The following is a 16,582-nucleotide window of genomic DNA, read 5'->3' on the forward strand; positions in this document are numbered from 1 at the left end:
ATCTGACGAATATGTGCCTATTTTTTTGATTTGATTATTTCACAAATTCGTATTGTTTTATCCTGAATGAGATAAAATCGGTTTTTACTGTATTGAAAGTAAGGAGATGTTACAGGAACTTCATCTGTTGAAAAGAATTGTGCAGTTTTACGATTAAATGACCAAAGCTTTTTATCCTTGACAAAGTACAGATTGTTTTCTCCCGCCTGAATCCACTGTACTTCTGGTAAATCAATAAAGTCAACAAAGGTTCCGTACATATCAAAAATGAAGATTCCGTGAAATTCATCAACTAGATAAAGGAGGTTATTTTTCTCCAAAAGCTGAACGGGAGATTGAATATCAAGTAACCCCATCAGGTTTTCTGTTTCCAGATGCTTGCGACCGTCATTTTTAAAGAGCAATAGCCGGGAATTATCCTGATCATATACCCAAAAGCGATCCGGCTGGTTGGAATAGCAAATTTCAGTTCCGTAAGAGACTCCAAGTGATGATAGTTGCTGCGAAGCCTGATACGGAGTAAGTGTATTATCCAGAAATAAGATGGACTGCTGTGCTTCAAAAAAGACAAGGGGTTTCATCGGGTTGCTTACGTCTATATTCTCTATCCGGCCGTTTGACTTCAGGCTTTGCCGAAAAAGAAGTACATTACTCGTATCATATTTTTCAATCATGTCATGATCAAAAAAAGTGAAGTAGCCGAGTTCATCCACTCTGAAAGATTCTCTTACAAGGGAAATTTCCTGAATAGTACGGAGAGAAAACTGGCTCCATACTGCCGTGGGCAGTAAATATGCAATTATGATTATACTTCTAACTGACAAAATAATTTAATTTCTTCGATTATTTTCCGATCGTTTGAAAGACGGGGAACTTTATGTTGACCACCTAATTTACCTTTCTGTTTGAGCCAGTGGTCAAAATCTCCTGCGTTCAAAACATGTACTTTAGGGCGCTTGAGTGCAATGTCTGCTGTACGCTTGGCTTCGTAGTCACTATTCAATTGCTGTAAAGTTTGATCCAATGTATCGATAAAACGATCTAAATTTTCCGGTTTATGAATAAACTCAATCAACCATTCGTGAGTTCCGCCATCCGAATTTTCCATAAAGAACGGAGCTGCAGTATAATCTCTGATTTGAGCACCATGATTCTCGCAGGCTATACCGATGGCCTTGTCTGTGTTTTCTACAATTAGTTCTTCTCCGAATGCATTGATAAACTGAGTTGTTCTACCTGTAATTTTGAACCGATAGGGAGAAGTACTGGTGAAACGAATTGTATCCCCAAGAATATAACGCCACAGCCCTCCGTTTGTAGAGATGACCAAAGCGTAATTTTTGTCGGGTTCTACGTCTTTTAGACTAATCACTTCTGTTGAATGCATGCCATTGAACTTATCCATAGGAATAAACTCAAAAAATATGCCGTAATCCAACATGAGAAGTAGTTCGTCCGAATCTTTCTGATCCTGAATTCCAAAAAAACCTTCAGAGGCATTATAGCTCTCAACATACTTCATGTTTCCGGAAATAATCTTTTTGTATTCATTTCTGTACGGGTCAAATTTTACCCCACCGTGCATAAATAATTCCAGATTAGGCCATACTTCCTTGATATCTTTTTTTCCGGTTATTTCCAGAATTCTGTTTAGCAGAACAAGTGTCCAACTTGGAACCCCGGCGAGAATGACAACATCTTCCTGTATCGTACTTCGTGCTATTTTTTCTATCTTCTCTTCCCAATTACTCATTAGAGCGATTTCACGGGAGGGAGTGCGCTTAATTTCTGCCCACCAGGGTAAATTTTTAACAATAATAGCTGAAAGGTCGCCAAAGTACCCATCCTGACCAATCTGATAGGGTTGAGAGCTTCCTCCTACCACCAGGTGCTTACCTTTATACAGCTTTGTATCCGGATAATTATTGTAATGGATGCTCAAAAGATCTTTACCACCTTTATAATGGCAATCCTCCAGTGATTCTTTTGTTACAGGGATAAATTTACTTTTGTCAGAAGTGGTTCCGGATGATTTTGCAAACCATTTTACATCTGTAGGCCATAATAACCCCTGCTCGCCATCAAACATTCGGTTTACCCAGGGTTTGAGGTCATTATAATCCTGTAAAGGAACTGCTTTTTTGAACGCGTCGTACGAATCAATGTTTGCGTACCCGTGTTTTTCTCCCCATTCAGTAGTTTCTGCCGTAGTAATGAGTTTGGTCAGAAGTTCTTCCTGAACTTCAATGGGGTATTTTTTAAACAAATCAATTTGATGTATTCGTTTCTTTATTATCCACCCAAATATTGAATTTAACGGCATCTGTACGTATTTTGTGAGCCTAATTTACTAAAAAAAGAACGCTTTTAACCGTTTAGGGGAAAACAAAAGAGAGGTCGCTTAAAACCTCTCTTTCGTATACCACAAAATTAACTAGTACAATGACATTACTTTAACTCACAGGAAACATTGCTGTGTTCTGCCTCCGCTTCTAAAAGAGTTTTATGACTGTCACATACTTTTTCAGCATCTTTCTTTTTAGCATCCGTGATGGAGTAGTTAGCACTTTCGTCGTGTGTATGATCTTCATGTGCTGCTTCAAAAGTACAGGCACATGAATAATCTTTTTTACATGAAGCAAATACTGCTGTCATACCAAGTAGACTGAAAATAATAAATGTCTTTTTCATATTTTCCTTATTTAAGAATTAGAATTATCTCTGCAATAGTAGTATATAAAATTCATTTATGCAACAATGTTGCATAAATAGTTTGTGAATTTTTAGAATAAAAAAATCAGCCCGGACAACTGCCAGACTGATTTCAAAAATACGATGTGTATACTTACTTAGTAGGTAAGTACATCATATTTGTCAATTACCCTACTGAATTTTAGTGTATTGCTACTGTCAGTTAACTCAATCAGATAGGTGTGTTTCCCTTTCTTTAATTCTTTGATCTTCCTGCTGTCTGCAATTGAAAAGAAGGAAACACGTTGATTAGGAGTAATTTCAACAAGAGAGTCGTGAATAACATGATTCTTTTTAGTATCCTGTTTCAGGATTCGTAACATCAATTTTTGTGTTTTATTCAGGTCGTTAACCCCCACGAATTGTAATTGACCGTTTTCTACTTTTGGTATGACGGCTACGGGGGCATAAATCCATTGTAATTGTTTGTGGGATTCTTTCCATCTACCAAAAACATCACGTGTGGACCAACTGGGACCGGGCCAACAATCATTCAGTTGCCAATAGAGTGTCCCCCCGTTGTATTCTGCAAGACGATGGGCATCAATAGCAACACGCATTGCCAGCGCCTGTGTATGTTGACTGAACCGGACAAATTCTTCAAAATCTTTCGGCTTGTCAAAATATTGAAGTCCTTGTTTTTCGATTAATCCGTTACCGGGAGGACTTTTCTGATGCCATTTCATGACTTCACTATCCAATGCCCAGTCTTTTTCCGAACTAAATGCTTTTATCGTTTCCATGTCGGGAAAGGACTGAAAGCCCCATTCGGCCATAAAACGCCCGAGATATTGTCTGTATTTTTCAAATGGATGTCCGGCATGCCATACTCCCCAGTAGTGAACAGTCCCTGATTTTATTTTCTTTAGTTTGGTATAACTTCTTTCTGGTGAAGTTGGGGTATAACTTCTTTGCGGATCATATTGAGAAACGACAGAAGGAATAAGTGTGTCGAACAATTTGAGATAATTATGGTAAAGGAAAGTAGAATCGGATTTTGAATAATTGAACTTGCGTTGCCATCCCCATTGGTGCCAGGCTACTTCTATTTCATTATTTCCGTTCCAGTGTGCGATACTTGGGTGATTTCGTAATCTCAACACATTCTCTTTCACTTCCTCTTTCACATTGGAAAGGAAAGTTGAGTCACCGGGATACATGGTTCCGGCAAACATAAAATCCTGCCAGACAAGTATTCCGTTTTCGTCACAAAGTTCATAGAAGTAGTCGTTCTCATAGATTCCACCACCCCAAATCCGGATCATGTTAATGTTTACTGCTTTTGCATCAGCGATCAGTGAATCATACTGTGTGGTTCTGACGGAAGGTAGAAAGTTACTCTGAGGAATATAGTTTGCTCCGCGGGCAAAAAATTTCTGACCATTTACCGTGAAGTAAAAACTTCTCCCCAAATCATCTTCCTCCTGAACAAGTTCTATTGTACGTAAACCTATTTTTCTTGTTTTTTTATCCAGAAGAAAATAATCTTGTTTTAGTTGTACAGGTACAGTGTACATATACTGGTTTCCCCATTCGTGCGGCCACCATAATTTGGGGTTTTCAATAGAGATAGTGTAACGTATGGTCGTATCGCCAATAAAGTTCGACAGTTGAATATTCTTAGCTCCGGTAACGACCGAATAATCTTTTTTCTCAAAAGAGCGAACGGAAACAGTAACCTCCAGTTCGGCCAGTGAATCCGATAATATTTTCTGGTGAACCTGAACATCATTTAACATTGCCGTATTATAAAACTTCAGATAGACCGGACGCCAAATTCCCATAGTAACATATCTTGGACCCCAATCCCAGCCAAAGTGATATGGAGCCTTACGTACATAAGGACTAACCCTGATGTCAACCATTTCGGATGAAGCAGGAAGTTCTACAGGAGCATTTTTTACATATTCCTGCCATTTGGTTACCGGAGATTCAAAAATGACTGTAAGGTTATTTTCTCCTGCTTTTAATAGTTTCCTTACTTTAAATTCCCAGGACCTGAACATATTGTTAGATATACCGATGGTATCGCCATTAAGGATGATAGTTGCATAGGTATCCAAACCTTCGAATATCAGTGATACATTGGAATTTTGTAATTCCTCCTCGCTAATTTCGAAATCCAGTTGATACTGCCAGTTTTTTTCTTCTACCCATTGTATTTCTTTCTCGTTTAATCCGTACCAGGGGTCGGGAATCTTATTATGAGTAAGTAAATCCGTATGCACAACACCCGGTACTGTAGCTTTTAACCAATTCGTTTTTTGTGCTTCTGAAAATACCCATCCCTCGTGCAACTTGCGGATTACAGGTTGTTGATCAACTTGTCCGTGCGACGAACAACCGGTTAGGAGGGACAGGAATAAAATACTTAAAAAGAAGAACCGCATGTATCAGATTTACGTTTACTACAAAGGTAGAATTAATCCTACGATCCTTTTTATATTTTATTGTGTTGCTCTGTGAGCAAAGAATATCAGAAGATAAAAAAAACCGGAGAATGAATTCATTCTCCGGTTTTTGTACGTACAGATTAGATTGAGCTTATTGTTTTATAAAACGTTTTCTGATAACAGTATTGTCTTCACTTTCAATAAAAAGTGTATAAGATCCGGATGCAAAATCAGTTGTATTTACCTGTTTGATCCAGGAACCTTTTTGACAAATGAAGGATTCATCCCAAACGATTCTTCCTGTAGCATCAATCACTTTCATTCCTAGTTTTCCAGTCGTCATATTGGAAAACTGAATGTTTAGTAACGTAGAAACAGGGTTAGGGTATAAGCCCATGACGATAATGTCCTGATCGTTTTCCAATGCATTTGTAGGTTCTTCTTCGGGTTCCTCCTCGGGTTCTTCGACTACAACTCTCGGACAGTATTGAGGGACGTCACTGAAAACATCTTCTCTGGCAAAAGAAACCGTATTTGTTTCATGTAATTGATTGGCGTTGGTATTTTTGTAGTACGACTTTGCCCATGAGTATGACGTATTGGGCTCATCTATGGTTGACATAAAATACCAGTCAGACTGAATTCGGTTTTGATTAACATCGACAATTATATATCCTTTCTTGTCAAGGTTTGTCCACTTAATATGACTATTGGCAGCAAGAATGGCTCCCGCTCCGATATCAGCAGCAAATTCTACCCCTGGAGACGTAACACTTGGTGTGACAAATTCAACTCCCACATTTGTAGAATTAATCCGTATTTCCGAAGCCCAGGAAGTATGTATATCTCCGGTCAGTACAACAAAGTTTTGAATACCCTGATACAAGATATGGTTGAGAAGCATGGATCTTTCCAGCGGATACCCGTCCCACTGATCCATGTTTAAAGCAATACCAAAAGCGGTAAGTGGTGCAATCATAACCTGTTGGGCAACGATTTTGTAGGTTGCACTACTATTCGATAATTCATTGAGTAACCAATCTCTTTGGGGAATTCCCATCAAAGTTCTGGTTGGGCTGTTAAGTTGAGAACTGCCAAAACTAACCTGTTCACTTCTTCCTTCAAGCCGGGTGTCAAGAAATAAAAAGTCGACCAACGTTCCGTAGGATATGGAACGATAAATCTGATATTGTCCCTGTTCATTATTATCGCGGATTGGCATCCATTCAAAATAGGCTTTTTTAGAAGCATTTTTTCGTTCGATCCAGTCTCCTTCATCCGAAGTGTGATTCTCAGCACCGTTTAGCCAGGAATCATTTGCCGATTCGTGATCATCCCAAATACAAAACCAGGGAAACAGCTGATGTAATCTGCGTAAATCGGGATCTAGTTTATAAATGGAATGTCGCATACGGTAATCACTTAGTGTAACAATCTCATGCATGGGGTCAACAACTCTTCCCGCTTGAGGGTTAGGTGAGTATCCGCCTGTCTCGTATTCATAATAATAATCACCAAGACAAAGTACGGCATCAAAATCCTTGCGTTCTGCTAAAGAGGCATAGACATTGAAGAACCCAGCTTCAAAATTAGCGCAGGATACAACTGCATAACGCAAACTATCCTTAAACGTCATTTCGGAAGGAGTTGTTCGGGTTCTTCCCTGAATACTGCGTTGTCCGAAAGCGTAAAATTCATAATAATACCAGGTGTCCGGAGCAAGATTGGTGACATCGATCTTAACGGTATAATCCCGCTCATGAGTTGTGATAAGGCTACCGGATTGCACAACATTAGTCATCGCAGTATCTGTAGCTACTTTCCAGCTTACAATAACCGGTTCCTGATCGGTTGAGATCGGAGTGACACGGGTCCAGATTATTACCTTATCCTGTAAAGGATCTCCGGAAGCCACACCATGATAAAAAGGCTCCATACAGGGTTCCGGAGTTATACTTTTCGGAGTAAGAAGGTCCGACTGAGCAAACAAGAAATTTCCTGCGGATATGATTAAAATGAATAGTAGAAGACGATTCATAATTACTTAGTTTTTGAGAATCTTGGTTGTAACGTAAGCATTCTGTCTTTTAATCGTAACAAAATATAGACCGGAGCTCAGTCCTGCCATACTTATTGTAACAGAAGAAGGAATGTTTTCCTGTGATACAACAGTTACTCCTTTTGTATCAGTAATTGTTACTGATGATGAACCAGCCTCTCCATTGAGAAGATCTACCGTTAGAATATCATTTACAGGGTTCGGATAGATTGAAAAACGAATAGCTTCTTCATGATCCAGTCCTGCATAAGCTTCACAGACATACGCATACGTTCCTTCTGAGGCAGTTACTCCACCTGCAATATTTATTTCCGGGGTAATCTGGTTTGTACTGCAGTATCCCGTAAAAATCTTAATTCGACCTCCGCCGCCTGATCCTCCGTCTCCACCATTTTGTCCATTTCCAGTGGTAATAGATTCTGAGTCACAGAACAAATTTCCACCATAGCTGCAGGAACCTCCAATACCACCGTTCCCGCCATTTCCACCATTTCCACCAGCTGCTGATAAAGTCCCTGATATAGAAGCCGTTTCGGATTGGATAAGAATTCCTCCCCCTGATCCAGCACCTGCACCCGATCCGGCACCTGCACCAGAAGAAACTGTTGCTTCACCACAATCATCGCAAGCGTCGGAGCAACATCTGGGAGTTTCTCCTCCATTTCCTGCATGTCCTCCGCTCAGACCATCTTCGCCGTTTACATGAATGTAACCGGTTATTTCAACTGATTCAGTTGCGGACAGGATAACAAGTCCTCCGCCGTTTCCTCCTCGGTTACCAGAGCTACCGGATGTGAAAGAACGTCCGCCGCCGCCACTTCCGGCACCACCTGATCCCATATCGATATCTTCTTCCGAATCGGTTCCATAGGTCTCTCCGTATTGGCCTCCTGTTCCGCCAATTCCTGCGGTTATAGGGTAAGCAGAAGACGCAGAAGGTCCGTTGGATCCATGTGTAGAAGAGCCGTTACCACCGGTAGAACCACTTGTTCCGTGTCCTCCATAACTGGCACCGCCACCTCCACCGGCACCACCACCACCGGGAATCATTCCATAAACATCACCATTGTTTTCACAGCGTTGCTTGGGACCTGAACCGTTAGATCCTGAATTTCCGGGTAAACCGGCTCCTGAGCCATTTCCTGTTGCTCCTGCATCTCCTCCGGAAACTGAAACAACACCGTGATCATCTTTACTACTGCATCCGGTAAGTGCATTAGCATGTCCTGTCTGACTGTTTACTGCTATTCCTCCCGCTCCGGCAGTACCACCGGGGTATCCGGCATAATCACCGTTAATTTCTCCTTCGATAGTAATGTTTTCAGCGTGTATTTCCAGTTTTCCACATCCTCCTGAAGTAAAGGGTTTTACATAGATCGCAACATCTGAAGCAATTGTAAAGTTCCCGTCAACGTAATAAACTCCTGACATGAAATCGCTCATTGTGATATCCATATCACCAGTAATATAAGTGGTATCACATTGCGCCTGGGCTGAATAACCGAGCAAAAGTGCAGTGATCGTTGATAGGATTGAGAATCCGGTAGATCTACTCTTTTTCATAATGACGATTACTTAATAATTAGTTTTTTCGAAGAACGGCCTGATTCTGAAATGATTTCAACGAAGTAAACACCTGCTTGAATTCCGGATAAGTCAATATTTGTTTTTTCGGAAACCGGAGTTATATTTGTTTTAACTTCTTTTCCTGATAGATCTTTGATAGAAATAGAAGAAGGTGTTAATGTGTTGTATTCGATTGTAATCATATTTTCAGCAGGATTTGGAAATACATTCCAGGAATTGCTCAATTCTTCTTCAGATAGCCCGACACTTGCTACAGCTATACAATCAGAAGTAACTGTACAACCATTTTCTGTAACCTGAACAGAATATAATGAGTTGTGGGTAGCAGTGAAAGATTCGTAGATAGCACCTGATACAGGGGAATTTCCGGTAACACAGTCAATCCATTGGAATGTTGCATTCCCAATCGCTCCTGAATATTGAGCGGTAAGAGTAACTCCTTGTTGATTAATCGATACCGTATTGTTTGATACCTGAAGTTGCTCCGAAGACTGGGCACTACCATTGGCCCCATAAACGATAATCGATCCTGAAGTAGCATTATCTAGTTCGGAAAGAGTAATTTCTGTATCACTAACAACTGTGAAAGGTACATTATTGCCATTAACAGAAACTGAATCAATGTCAACGAAATTGGTTCCGGTTATTACGACGGGTGAGGTACTGTTTGAACAAACAAAATCCGGTGTAAATGAAGATATGGTTAACCAGGAAACAACGACGATCCCCTGCGCTCCGGAAGCGCCATAACGGTTAGATTCAGTTCCACTCCAACTCTTTCTGGCGCCACCGCCACCGCCACCGTAGTTATATCCTTCGACACCGTCATCGTCACCACCGTCAACGCCGCCGTTACCACCGCTACCACCATAATTGGAAGTCCCTATACCCGGAGTTCCTACTCCACCGTTTTGTCCGGGACCGTTACTTCCGGCGGCTCCACCACCACCGCCACCGTAGTCGTTATCGTTGGTTGACCCTCCGTTACCACCATTGTAACGGGCAAGGTTCCCTACTGAGTTGGCTGCTTTTCCCCCTTGTGCTCCTGTCGATTGACTTCCGTCAGATAGAATAAGTGTTTTTCCTCCTTCGGCACGAACCGTTGTTAAAGCGTCTGTAGAGGAAGCGCTACCGAAATACGAGTTTCCTCCATGGATAGCGGTACTTGAGTTTTGGACTCCGGCGTTACCTACATGGATAATATAGGTTTCTCCTGCTGTTACGTTAACAATACCACTTGCATAAGCAGCTCCGCCACCACCACCGGATTCGCGAGCGGAAGAACCTTTTACACGTCCTCCACCGCCACCGCCACCGATAGCCTGAACTTTTACGGATAGTACACCTTCGGGAGCAACAAAATTATTGTTGCCGACATTTGTGAACTGTTGAGTTTGTGCCAGACCTCCTAGTGAGGTTAGCATCATAATTAGTACTAGTTTACTTGATTTCATAGTGCTGGATGTTATTATTTGATGATGTTTTATTACTGTTTTAAGAATGATTGCTGAACCTCTACCTGATCTGATTTTAAGCTGATTGTATAGGAGCCTTTGGCGAGATTACTAATTTGAACGGTTGAAAATGATTCAGATACATTACCCTGAAGAACGATTCTACCACTTGCGTCCGAAATCGTGTAGTTGGCGTCTTTCAAAAGATCAGGAATGACCAATGTGATTTTTTCAGATGCAGGGTTCGGGAAAAGCAGGAAATTTTCATTTTCAGAAGATGTCAGACCCAGTGTTGAAGGGTAGCTATATTCTTCTGAAATAGTCGTACATCCGTTCTCAATATTTGTGATGACAACATGATATACACCATTGAACATTGGTTGATAGTATTGACTCGTTGCCCCCGAAATAAGATTGTCATTGAGATACCATTGGTAAGTATAGTTACTTCCTGATGCGGCTGCAAGTACACCCGGAATCGGCTCTGTTATTTCTGTTCCGGCAGCCGGAAGTACATTAATGGTAAATGACTCACTAACTTGCTGTCCTGTTAAGTTGTCTGTAACAGTCAGTGTAAATTCTGTCGTTTCTGTCGGAGAATAATTTACGATTGAATCTGTCTGATCTGTTTCCGACCATACATAGTTGATGTCATACGATCCGCCTGTATACAAAGCTGCAACATCAATTGACTCTCCAAGACAAATTGTATGATCGGGGAGATTACTAAGATCAAGATCCTTTTTCAGGATGGTAAACTGATCCGCAATAGCACCTTCTTTTGTCAGGTATTTCCCATCCAGTCGGTTTCTGTCAACATCTATTATAAAGGACCCCATAGCGTCCTGATCTCCATGTCCGAAGTACATAGCAGGGTGATCCAATGTAGGACTACTTTCCGAACTTCCTGAGTTTCCACATACCACATAAATAGTCCCTTCCGGTGTGCTGTATGAGTTATCTTTGATGTAAGGCGTTCCCTCATCGTAGTTCCCGTTAACACCATTCTGCATTAACATTGTACCCGGGTCAAAACTGTCAGAGTATCCGTAATGACCTTTAATAAGATAACTTCTTTCAAAGACGTGACTGTGTCCGCAGACAACCAGATCAATATCGTATTGCTCAAGCAGTGGAATCACTTTTTCGCGCATTGCTTTCATCACCAGTTCATACAAATCGTCAGAGTCATGAGAACCTTTACTGTAGGGAGGTTGGTGGAAATAAGCAATTGTAAATTTACGCGTGTTCTGCTGCAAGTCTGCCTCAATCCATTGTTTCATTCTATTGATTCCGTCATACGAGAAAGTATAATCAAACACTTCGGAATTAAGAGAAAGGAAGTGTACATCTCCGTAGTCATACGAATAAAACACTTCAAGGTGAGAAGGAAAACCTCCTGCTTCAGCATGCTCAGGAACATCCACCATGTCGAAATATGGACCTTCGTGATTTTCAAGAGGGATATTCGTGTAGGGAATTCCGAGTGTTGTACTTTCTGCCCACACGGTATTATAATCATGGTTTCCGGGTGAAGGGTAGAAAGGAAGATGGGAGAAGATGTCACTAAATCCGTTTACAGCAAAAACTTTACTTTGATACTGTGCATCCGTTCCGTCATTATAGGCATTATCACCTAGCCAAATCCAAACATCAGCTTCGCGATCACCAGAATAGTTCTCGAAAGCTTGTTTCATTGCTACCTGTCCCTGATTTCCACGTCCAAAGTCACCAATAGCCCATACTCGGGTCGGAACGGTAGTTCCGGGTATGGGGTGGGTTTTGAAATACTGACTGGCAGCGTCTGGGGCAAGTTCATTGTTTGCGTCTCCTACTTTATAATAATAACGTGTAGCGGGTAGCAAACCTGTTATCAGAACCGTGTGGTCAATAACATTGTCGTAAATTATTTCAAAATCAGTCAGGTTGTCGGGGTCGGTACCGTACCAAACTTTCGAGCTGGTACTGATGTTTGTACGCCACATGACCGTGATACTTTCGTGTGTGGGACTTTGTAAATAAGGTCCACGAACAATTGTTTGGGAGTAAACCGCAAATACATTTAGCAAAATGATAGCAGAGAGTATAGTATTTTTCATAGTATCGGAAAATTTTCTGCTAAAATACTTTGTACTCATTGCTTGTTGATTAAGAGCTTTTTATGAGTGAATTAATTTTTATTCAAAAACGCTTGATCTTATTTATCAATTAGATAACATCCACTTAATCGTGTTACGTCTTCTGTCAGATTAGCTTTGTTACATGAAAAGTTGGAGGGTAAAATACATTCCGGTAATACTGGTTTCAGTGTTGTTTATTTTGTCTATTAGTTCGGTTAAGGACAGGGCAGATGTTATCGAAATGAATTCTGCTGAGAAGATTGGGGTCTTGTATGCTGAGAATCTGAATCATTTTCTCCGGAAGATAGATACACTTGATAGTCTCGTACATCAGGGGGTGAAGGAATCTGAGTTGATACCTGCGTTTTTGGAAATGCGGGAGGTATTTAAGACGTGTGAGTTTTTACTATGTTATATAGAAAGTGATGAGGTGAGACGTATTAATGGTGCTAATCTGATTACGAATGCATACCATCATAAAACGCCTATGGAGGAGAAGTACCCGCACGGTCTCCAGGTAATTGAGGATTTGTTGTTTAACCCAGGGGAAGGGACTTACGAGGAATTGGAGAAAGAGATTGTTTTGCTGAGAGAAATAATTGCAACATCTGTTGAAAGAAGAGAAAGCGATTCAATTGTACGTGCAAAAGAATACAATATAGTTGTCTGGGATGCATTTCGTTTGGAATTGTTTCGGATAGAAACTTTAGGAATTACCGGGTTTGATGTTCCGGAAAGTCTCAATAGTCTTCCTGAGACAATGGCAGCAATGAGATCATTAGAAGAAGTTGTACAGGCTTATGAACCGGTATTTAAATATAAAAAAGCAAAAAAACAGTTCAAAGAAGGGATCGCACTGTTTCGTAAATCCAGCGAACTTCTTCAACAGGCTGTCGACTTTGATTCATTTGACAGGTTGAAGTTTATAACAGAAGTCCTTCATCCGCTCGAAAAATGGACGAAACAAGTTATCGATGAGTTTGCCTATACTTACCCGGTAAATTTTCGTCCAATTGATAATCGCGCGACATTTTTGTACGACACTTCCTTTTTTAATACTGATTTTTTCGCTCCCGGAATAAAACCCGAAAGTGTGAGATTAGGTAAGAAATTGTTCAATGATCCATTGTTTTCAGCAGATGGATCGAGGAGTTGTGCAAGCTGTCATATCAGTGAGAAAGGTATGGCAGACGGAATGATGAAAAATACGGCATTGGATGGAAGCGAATTGCTGAAACGAAATACACCTACCTTATTGAATGCAGGTTTTCAGACGCGTTTTTTTTATGACAGTCGTGCAAAACGATTGGAGATACAAGTGGTGGATGTTATTCATAATCCTCTGGAGATGGGAGGTAATGTAGTGGAAATTGTATCCCGGTTAGAGCAGGATTCATCGTATGTACAATTGTTTAAGGAAGCCTATAATGGAATCGTCACAAAAACAACCATCTCAAATGCGCTTGCTGATTATGTGCGGTCGTTGGTAAGCTTTAATTCCCGTTTTGATAAGTATGTCAGAGGGGATAAGTCAGCCCTGAATGAATCGGAAAAAAACGGATTCAATATTTTTTCCGGAAAAGCTAAGTGTGCAACATGTCATTTTGCTCCTCTGTTTAATGGATTATTACCACCTCATTATAAAGATAACGAATCAGAAATTCTGGGAGTTCCGATTGCAGCAGACCGGCCTGATGTATTAGATGATGATTTGGGGAAATTTAATAATACGAAACTGGAATTGCATAAATATGCTTTTAAAACAACTACGATAAGAAATGTGGAAATAACAGCTCCTTATATGCACAACGGAATCTATAACACGCTGGAGGAAGTTGTAGATTTCTATGATAAAGGTGGGGGACTGGGGCAGGGAATAAATCTTCCGTCACAAACTTTGCCCGACGCTCAATTGCGGTTAACAGAGATAGAGAAAAAAGACCTGGTCAATTTTATGAGAACCCTTACGGATAATCCGCAGGAATAGATGTAAGGGGTGGTTAGATGGATAAATGAAAAAGTCCCGGATATCCGGGACTTTTTGTTTGTTGGAATGAATTTATAGTCGTGTATATCGTTGAGGATATTTATCTTCTGCAGATGATCTTTTTTAGTTCTTTCTGTGTAACTTTGACAATCGAAATATTTGGGCATGGAAGTAAAAGAAGAACGTCATATAAACTATGACAGAAGTGAGTTTTCAGATGATGAATTGCTATCTGTCTATAAAGCAATTAAGAAGCCTCGTGTTATAGAAGAGAAAATGTTGGTGTTACTTCGACAGGGGAAAATATCAAAATGGTTTTCCGGTTGGGGACAGGAAGCAATTTCTGTTGGGACAACATTAGCAATGGAAGCGGAAGAATACATACTTCCAATGCACAGAAATCTGGGGGTTTTTACAACAAGAGGGATTCCATTGAACCGTCTTTTCTCCCAGTTTCAGGGGAAAATGTCAGGATTTACCAAAGGAAGGGATCGTTCATTTCATTTCGGTGCAAGTGAGTACAATATTGTAGGAATGATTTCTCATTTGGGGCCTCAACTTGGTATTGCTGATGGTATAGCGCTTGCTTGTAAATTGAATAAAGAAAGTAAAGCAACTCTTGTTTTTTCCGGTGATGGAGGAGCGAGTGAAGGAGATTTTCACGAAGCGTTGAATGTTGCTTCAGTATGGCAGTTGCCGGTGATTTTTGCTGTAGAGAATAACCAGTGGGGGCTTTCAACTCCAAGTAATGAGCAATTTCGTTGCCGCCAATTCATCGATAAGGGAATCGGTTATGGAATGGATGCTTTTCAGGTGGACGGGAATAATATCCTTGAAGTGCTTTCTTCAGTTAGAAAGATTGCACAGTCTTTGCGTGAAAATCCACGTCCGTTTTTACTTGAATTGATGACATTCAGGATGAGAGGTCATGAAGAAGCTTCCGGAACAAAATATTATCCGGAGGGAATTCAGGATCAATGGGAGAAAAAGGACCCTGTCAGAAATTTTGAATTGTTTTTGCAGGAGCAGGGAATTCTTACTGAAGCCATGATCGATCAGGTAACGGAAGCTGTAAAGAATGAAATTCAGGAAGGATTGGATCTGGCTTTTGCAGAAGAAAAAATCGTTCCTGATACGACTGTGGAGTTGAACGATGTATATGCTCCAACAGGAGACTATACCGTTCTTCCAGCTACAGAAAATAAATCGGAAAAGCGTTTTGTTGATGCGATTTCAGATGGTTTGCGTCAGGCAATGGAGCGCCATGATAACCTTGTTATTATGGGACAGGATGTAGCCGAATATGGAGGTGTCTTTAAAATTACAGAAGGGTTTGTAGATCAGTTCGGGAAAGACAGAGTCCGTAACACGCCTTTATGTGAGTCTGCTATTGTAGGAACAGGACTTGGACTTTCGATTAAAAAAATGAAAGCGGTTGTAGAAATGCAGTTTGCTGATTTTGTGACGTGTGGATTTAACCAAATCGTAAATAATTTAGCTAAAATGCACTGGAGATGGGGACAAAATGCAGATGTTGTTGTCCGTATGCCTACAGGAGCGGGTGTTGCTGCAGGTCCGTTTCATTCGCAAAGTAATGAAGCGTGGTTTGCTCATACTCCGGGATTGAAAATTGTATATCCGGCTTTCCCCGAAGAAGCAAAAGGACTATTAGCATCGGCCATTGAAGATCCGAATCCGGTTATGTTCTTTGAGCACAAGTTCTTGTACCGAAGTTTAAAAGAAGAGGTGCATGATGATTATTTTACGGTGGAAATCGGAAAAGCAAAAGTAAGAAAGACAGGAAATCAGATTTCTATCATTACTTATGGAATGGGAGTGCACTGGGCATTGGAAATGGCTGAAAAGCATCCGGATATTGACATGGAAATCGTTGATCTTCGTACATTACTTCCTTTGGACACGGACACTGTTTATGCTTCCGTTCGAAAAACAGGGCGGGTAATTGTAGTGCATGAAGACTGTTTGACAGGTGGTTTGGGAGGTGAAATTTCAGCCTTGATCAATGAGAACTGTTTTGATGCGTTGGATGCTCCGGTTGTTCGGGTAGCCTCTTTGGATACACCGGTTCCTTTTGCTGCTGATCTGGAGCAGAACTTTTTACCAAAGCATCGCTTCGAAGAGAAGTTGTTGAAACTGGTAGAATATTAAGAACTTGTTAGTAGGAACTGGCGTAAAAGTATATTTTTACTAACTTTCGCCCCGAAATAGAC

Annotated in this window: 10 protein-coding genes; 2 read left to right on the plus strand and 8 right to left on the minus strand. The window is 40.7% G+C overall.

What is annotated here, in order from left to right:
• Positions 1-17: 17 nt before the first annotated feature.
• From AC4PL9_RS01735 to AC4PL9_RS01770, 8 genes are all read right to left on the minus strand, one after another.
• The gene (locus tag AC4PL9_RS01735) at positions 18-824 is read right to left on the minus strand and encodes a hypothetical protein (protein WP_491603064.1); all 807 of its coding nucleotides are present in this window, start codon (positions 822-824) and stop codon (positions 18-20) included.
• Positions 806-2,323, minus strand: coding sequence for a GH3 auxin-responsive promoter family protein (locus AC4PL9_RS01740; protein ID WP_491603065.1), 1,518 nt, complete (start codon positions 2,321-2,323; stop codon positions 806-808). The genes AC4PL9_RS01735 and AC4PL9_RS01740 overlap by 19 nt, the downstream gene beginning before the upstream one ends.
• 125 nt (positions 2,324-2,448) lie before the next feature.
• Positions 2,449-2,691, minus strand: coding sequence for a hypothetical protein (locus tag AC4PL9_RS01745; protein WP_491603066.1), 243 nt, complete (start codon positions 2,689-2,691; stop codon positions 2,449-2,451).
• Positions 2,692-2,849: 158 nt separating this feature from the next.
• Entirely contained in the window at positions 2,850-5,141 is a 2,292-nt protein-coding gene (locus AC4PL9_RS01750; RefSeq protein WP_491603067.1) for a glycoside hydrolase family 2 protein, read from the minus strand.
• 154 nt (positions 5,142-5,295) lie between these two features.
• Positions 5,296-7,182, minus strand: coding sequence for a T9SS type A sorting domain-containing protein (locus AC4PL9_RS01755; protein WP_491603068.1), 1,887 nt, complete (start codon positions 7,180-7,182; stop codon positions 5,296-5,298).
• A 6-nt stretch (positions 7,183-7,188) separates the two neighbouring features.
• Positions 7,189-8,766, minus strand: a complete 1,578-nt coding sequence (locus tag AC4PL9_RS01760; RefSeq protein WP_491603069.1) for a T9SS type A sorting domain-containing protein — start codon at positions 8,764-8,766, stop codon at positions 7,189-7,191.
• Positions 8,767-8,774: 8 nt separating this feature from the next.
• Positions 8,775-10,244 (minus strand): T9SS type A sorting domain-containing protein, encoded by a 1,470-nt coding sequence (locus AC4PL9_RS01765; protein WP_491603070.1) that lies wholly within the window; start codon positions 10,242-10,244, stop codon positions 8,775-8,777.
• 32 nt (positions 10,245-10,276) lie between these two features.
• The gene (locus tag AC4PL9_RS01770) at positions 10,277-12,343 is read right to left on the minus strand and encodes a metallophosphoesterase (RefSeq protein WP_491603071.1); all 2,067 of its coding nucleotides are present in this window, start codon (positions 12,341-12,343) and stop codon (positions 10,277-10,279) included.
• Between the two features lie 163 nt (positions 12,344-12,506).
• Between AC4PL9_RS01770 and AC4PL9_RS01775 the strand changes: the two genes are divergently transcribed.
• Both AC4PL9_RS01775 and AC4PL9_RS01780 read left to right on the plus strand, forming a co-directional pair.
• Positions 12,507-14,351: a cytochrome-c peroxidase gene (locus AC4PL9_RS01775; protein ID WP_491603072.1), complete on the plus strand. Its 1,845-nt coding sequence runs from the start codon at positions 12,507-12,509 to the stop codon at positions 14,349-14,351.
• Between the two features lie 165 nt (positions 14,352-14,516).
• On the plus strand, positions 14,517-16,520 hold the full coding sequence (locus AC4PL9_RS01780) for an alpha-ketoacid dehydrogenase subunit alpha/beta (RefSeq protein ID WP_491603073.1): 2,004 nt from the start codon (positions 14,517-14,519) through the stop codon (positions 16,518-16,520).
• The last annotated feature ends 62 nt before the right edge of the window (positions 16,521-16,582 follow it).

It is taken from the genome of Wandonia sp., from assembly GCF_984588085.1.

What these genes read in the sequence shown, in the direction of transcription:
- AC4PL9_RS01740 (WP_491603065.1), bottom strand. Translation starts at nt 2,323, where the DNA reads ATGCCGTTAAATTCAATATTTGGGTGGATAATAAAGAAACGAATACAT.
- AC4PL9_RS01745 (WP_491603066.1), bottom strand. Translation starts at nt 2,691, where the DNA reads ATGAAAAAGACATTTATTATTTTCAGTCTACTTGGTATGACAGCAGTA.
- AC4PL9_RS01750 (WP_491603067.1), bottom strand. Translation starts at nt 5,141, where the DNA reads ATGCGGTTCTTCTTTTTAAGTATTTTATTCCTGTCCCTCCTAACCGGT.
- AC4PL9_RS01755 (WP_491603068.1), bottom strand. Translation starts at nt 7,182, where the DNA reads ATGAATCGTCTTCTACTATTCATTTTAATCATATCCGCAGGAAATTTC.
- AC4PL9_RS01760 (WP_491603069.1), bottom strand. Translation starts at nt 8,766, where the DNA reads ATGAAAAAGAGTAGATCTACCGGATTCTCAATCCTATCAACGATCACT.
- AC4PL9_RS01765 (WP_491603070.1), bottom strand. Translation starts at nt 10,244, where the DNA reads ATGAAATCAAGTAAACTAGTACTAATTATGATGCTAACCTCACTAGGA.
- AC4PL9_RS01770 (WP_491603071.1), bottom strand. Translation starts at nt 12,343, where the DNA reads ATGAAAAATACTATACTCTCTGCTATCATTTTGCTAAATGTATTTGCG.
- AC4PL9_RS01775 (WP_491603072.1), top strand. Translation starts at nt 12,507, where the DNA reads ATGAAAAGTTGGAGGGTAAAATACATTCCGGTAATACTGGTTTCAGTG.
- AC4PL9_RS01780 (WP_491603073.1), top strand. Translation starts at nt 14,517, where the DNA reads ATGGAAGTAAAAGAAGAACGTCATATAAACTATGACAGAAGTGAGTTT.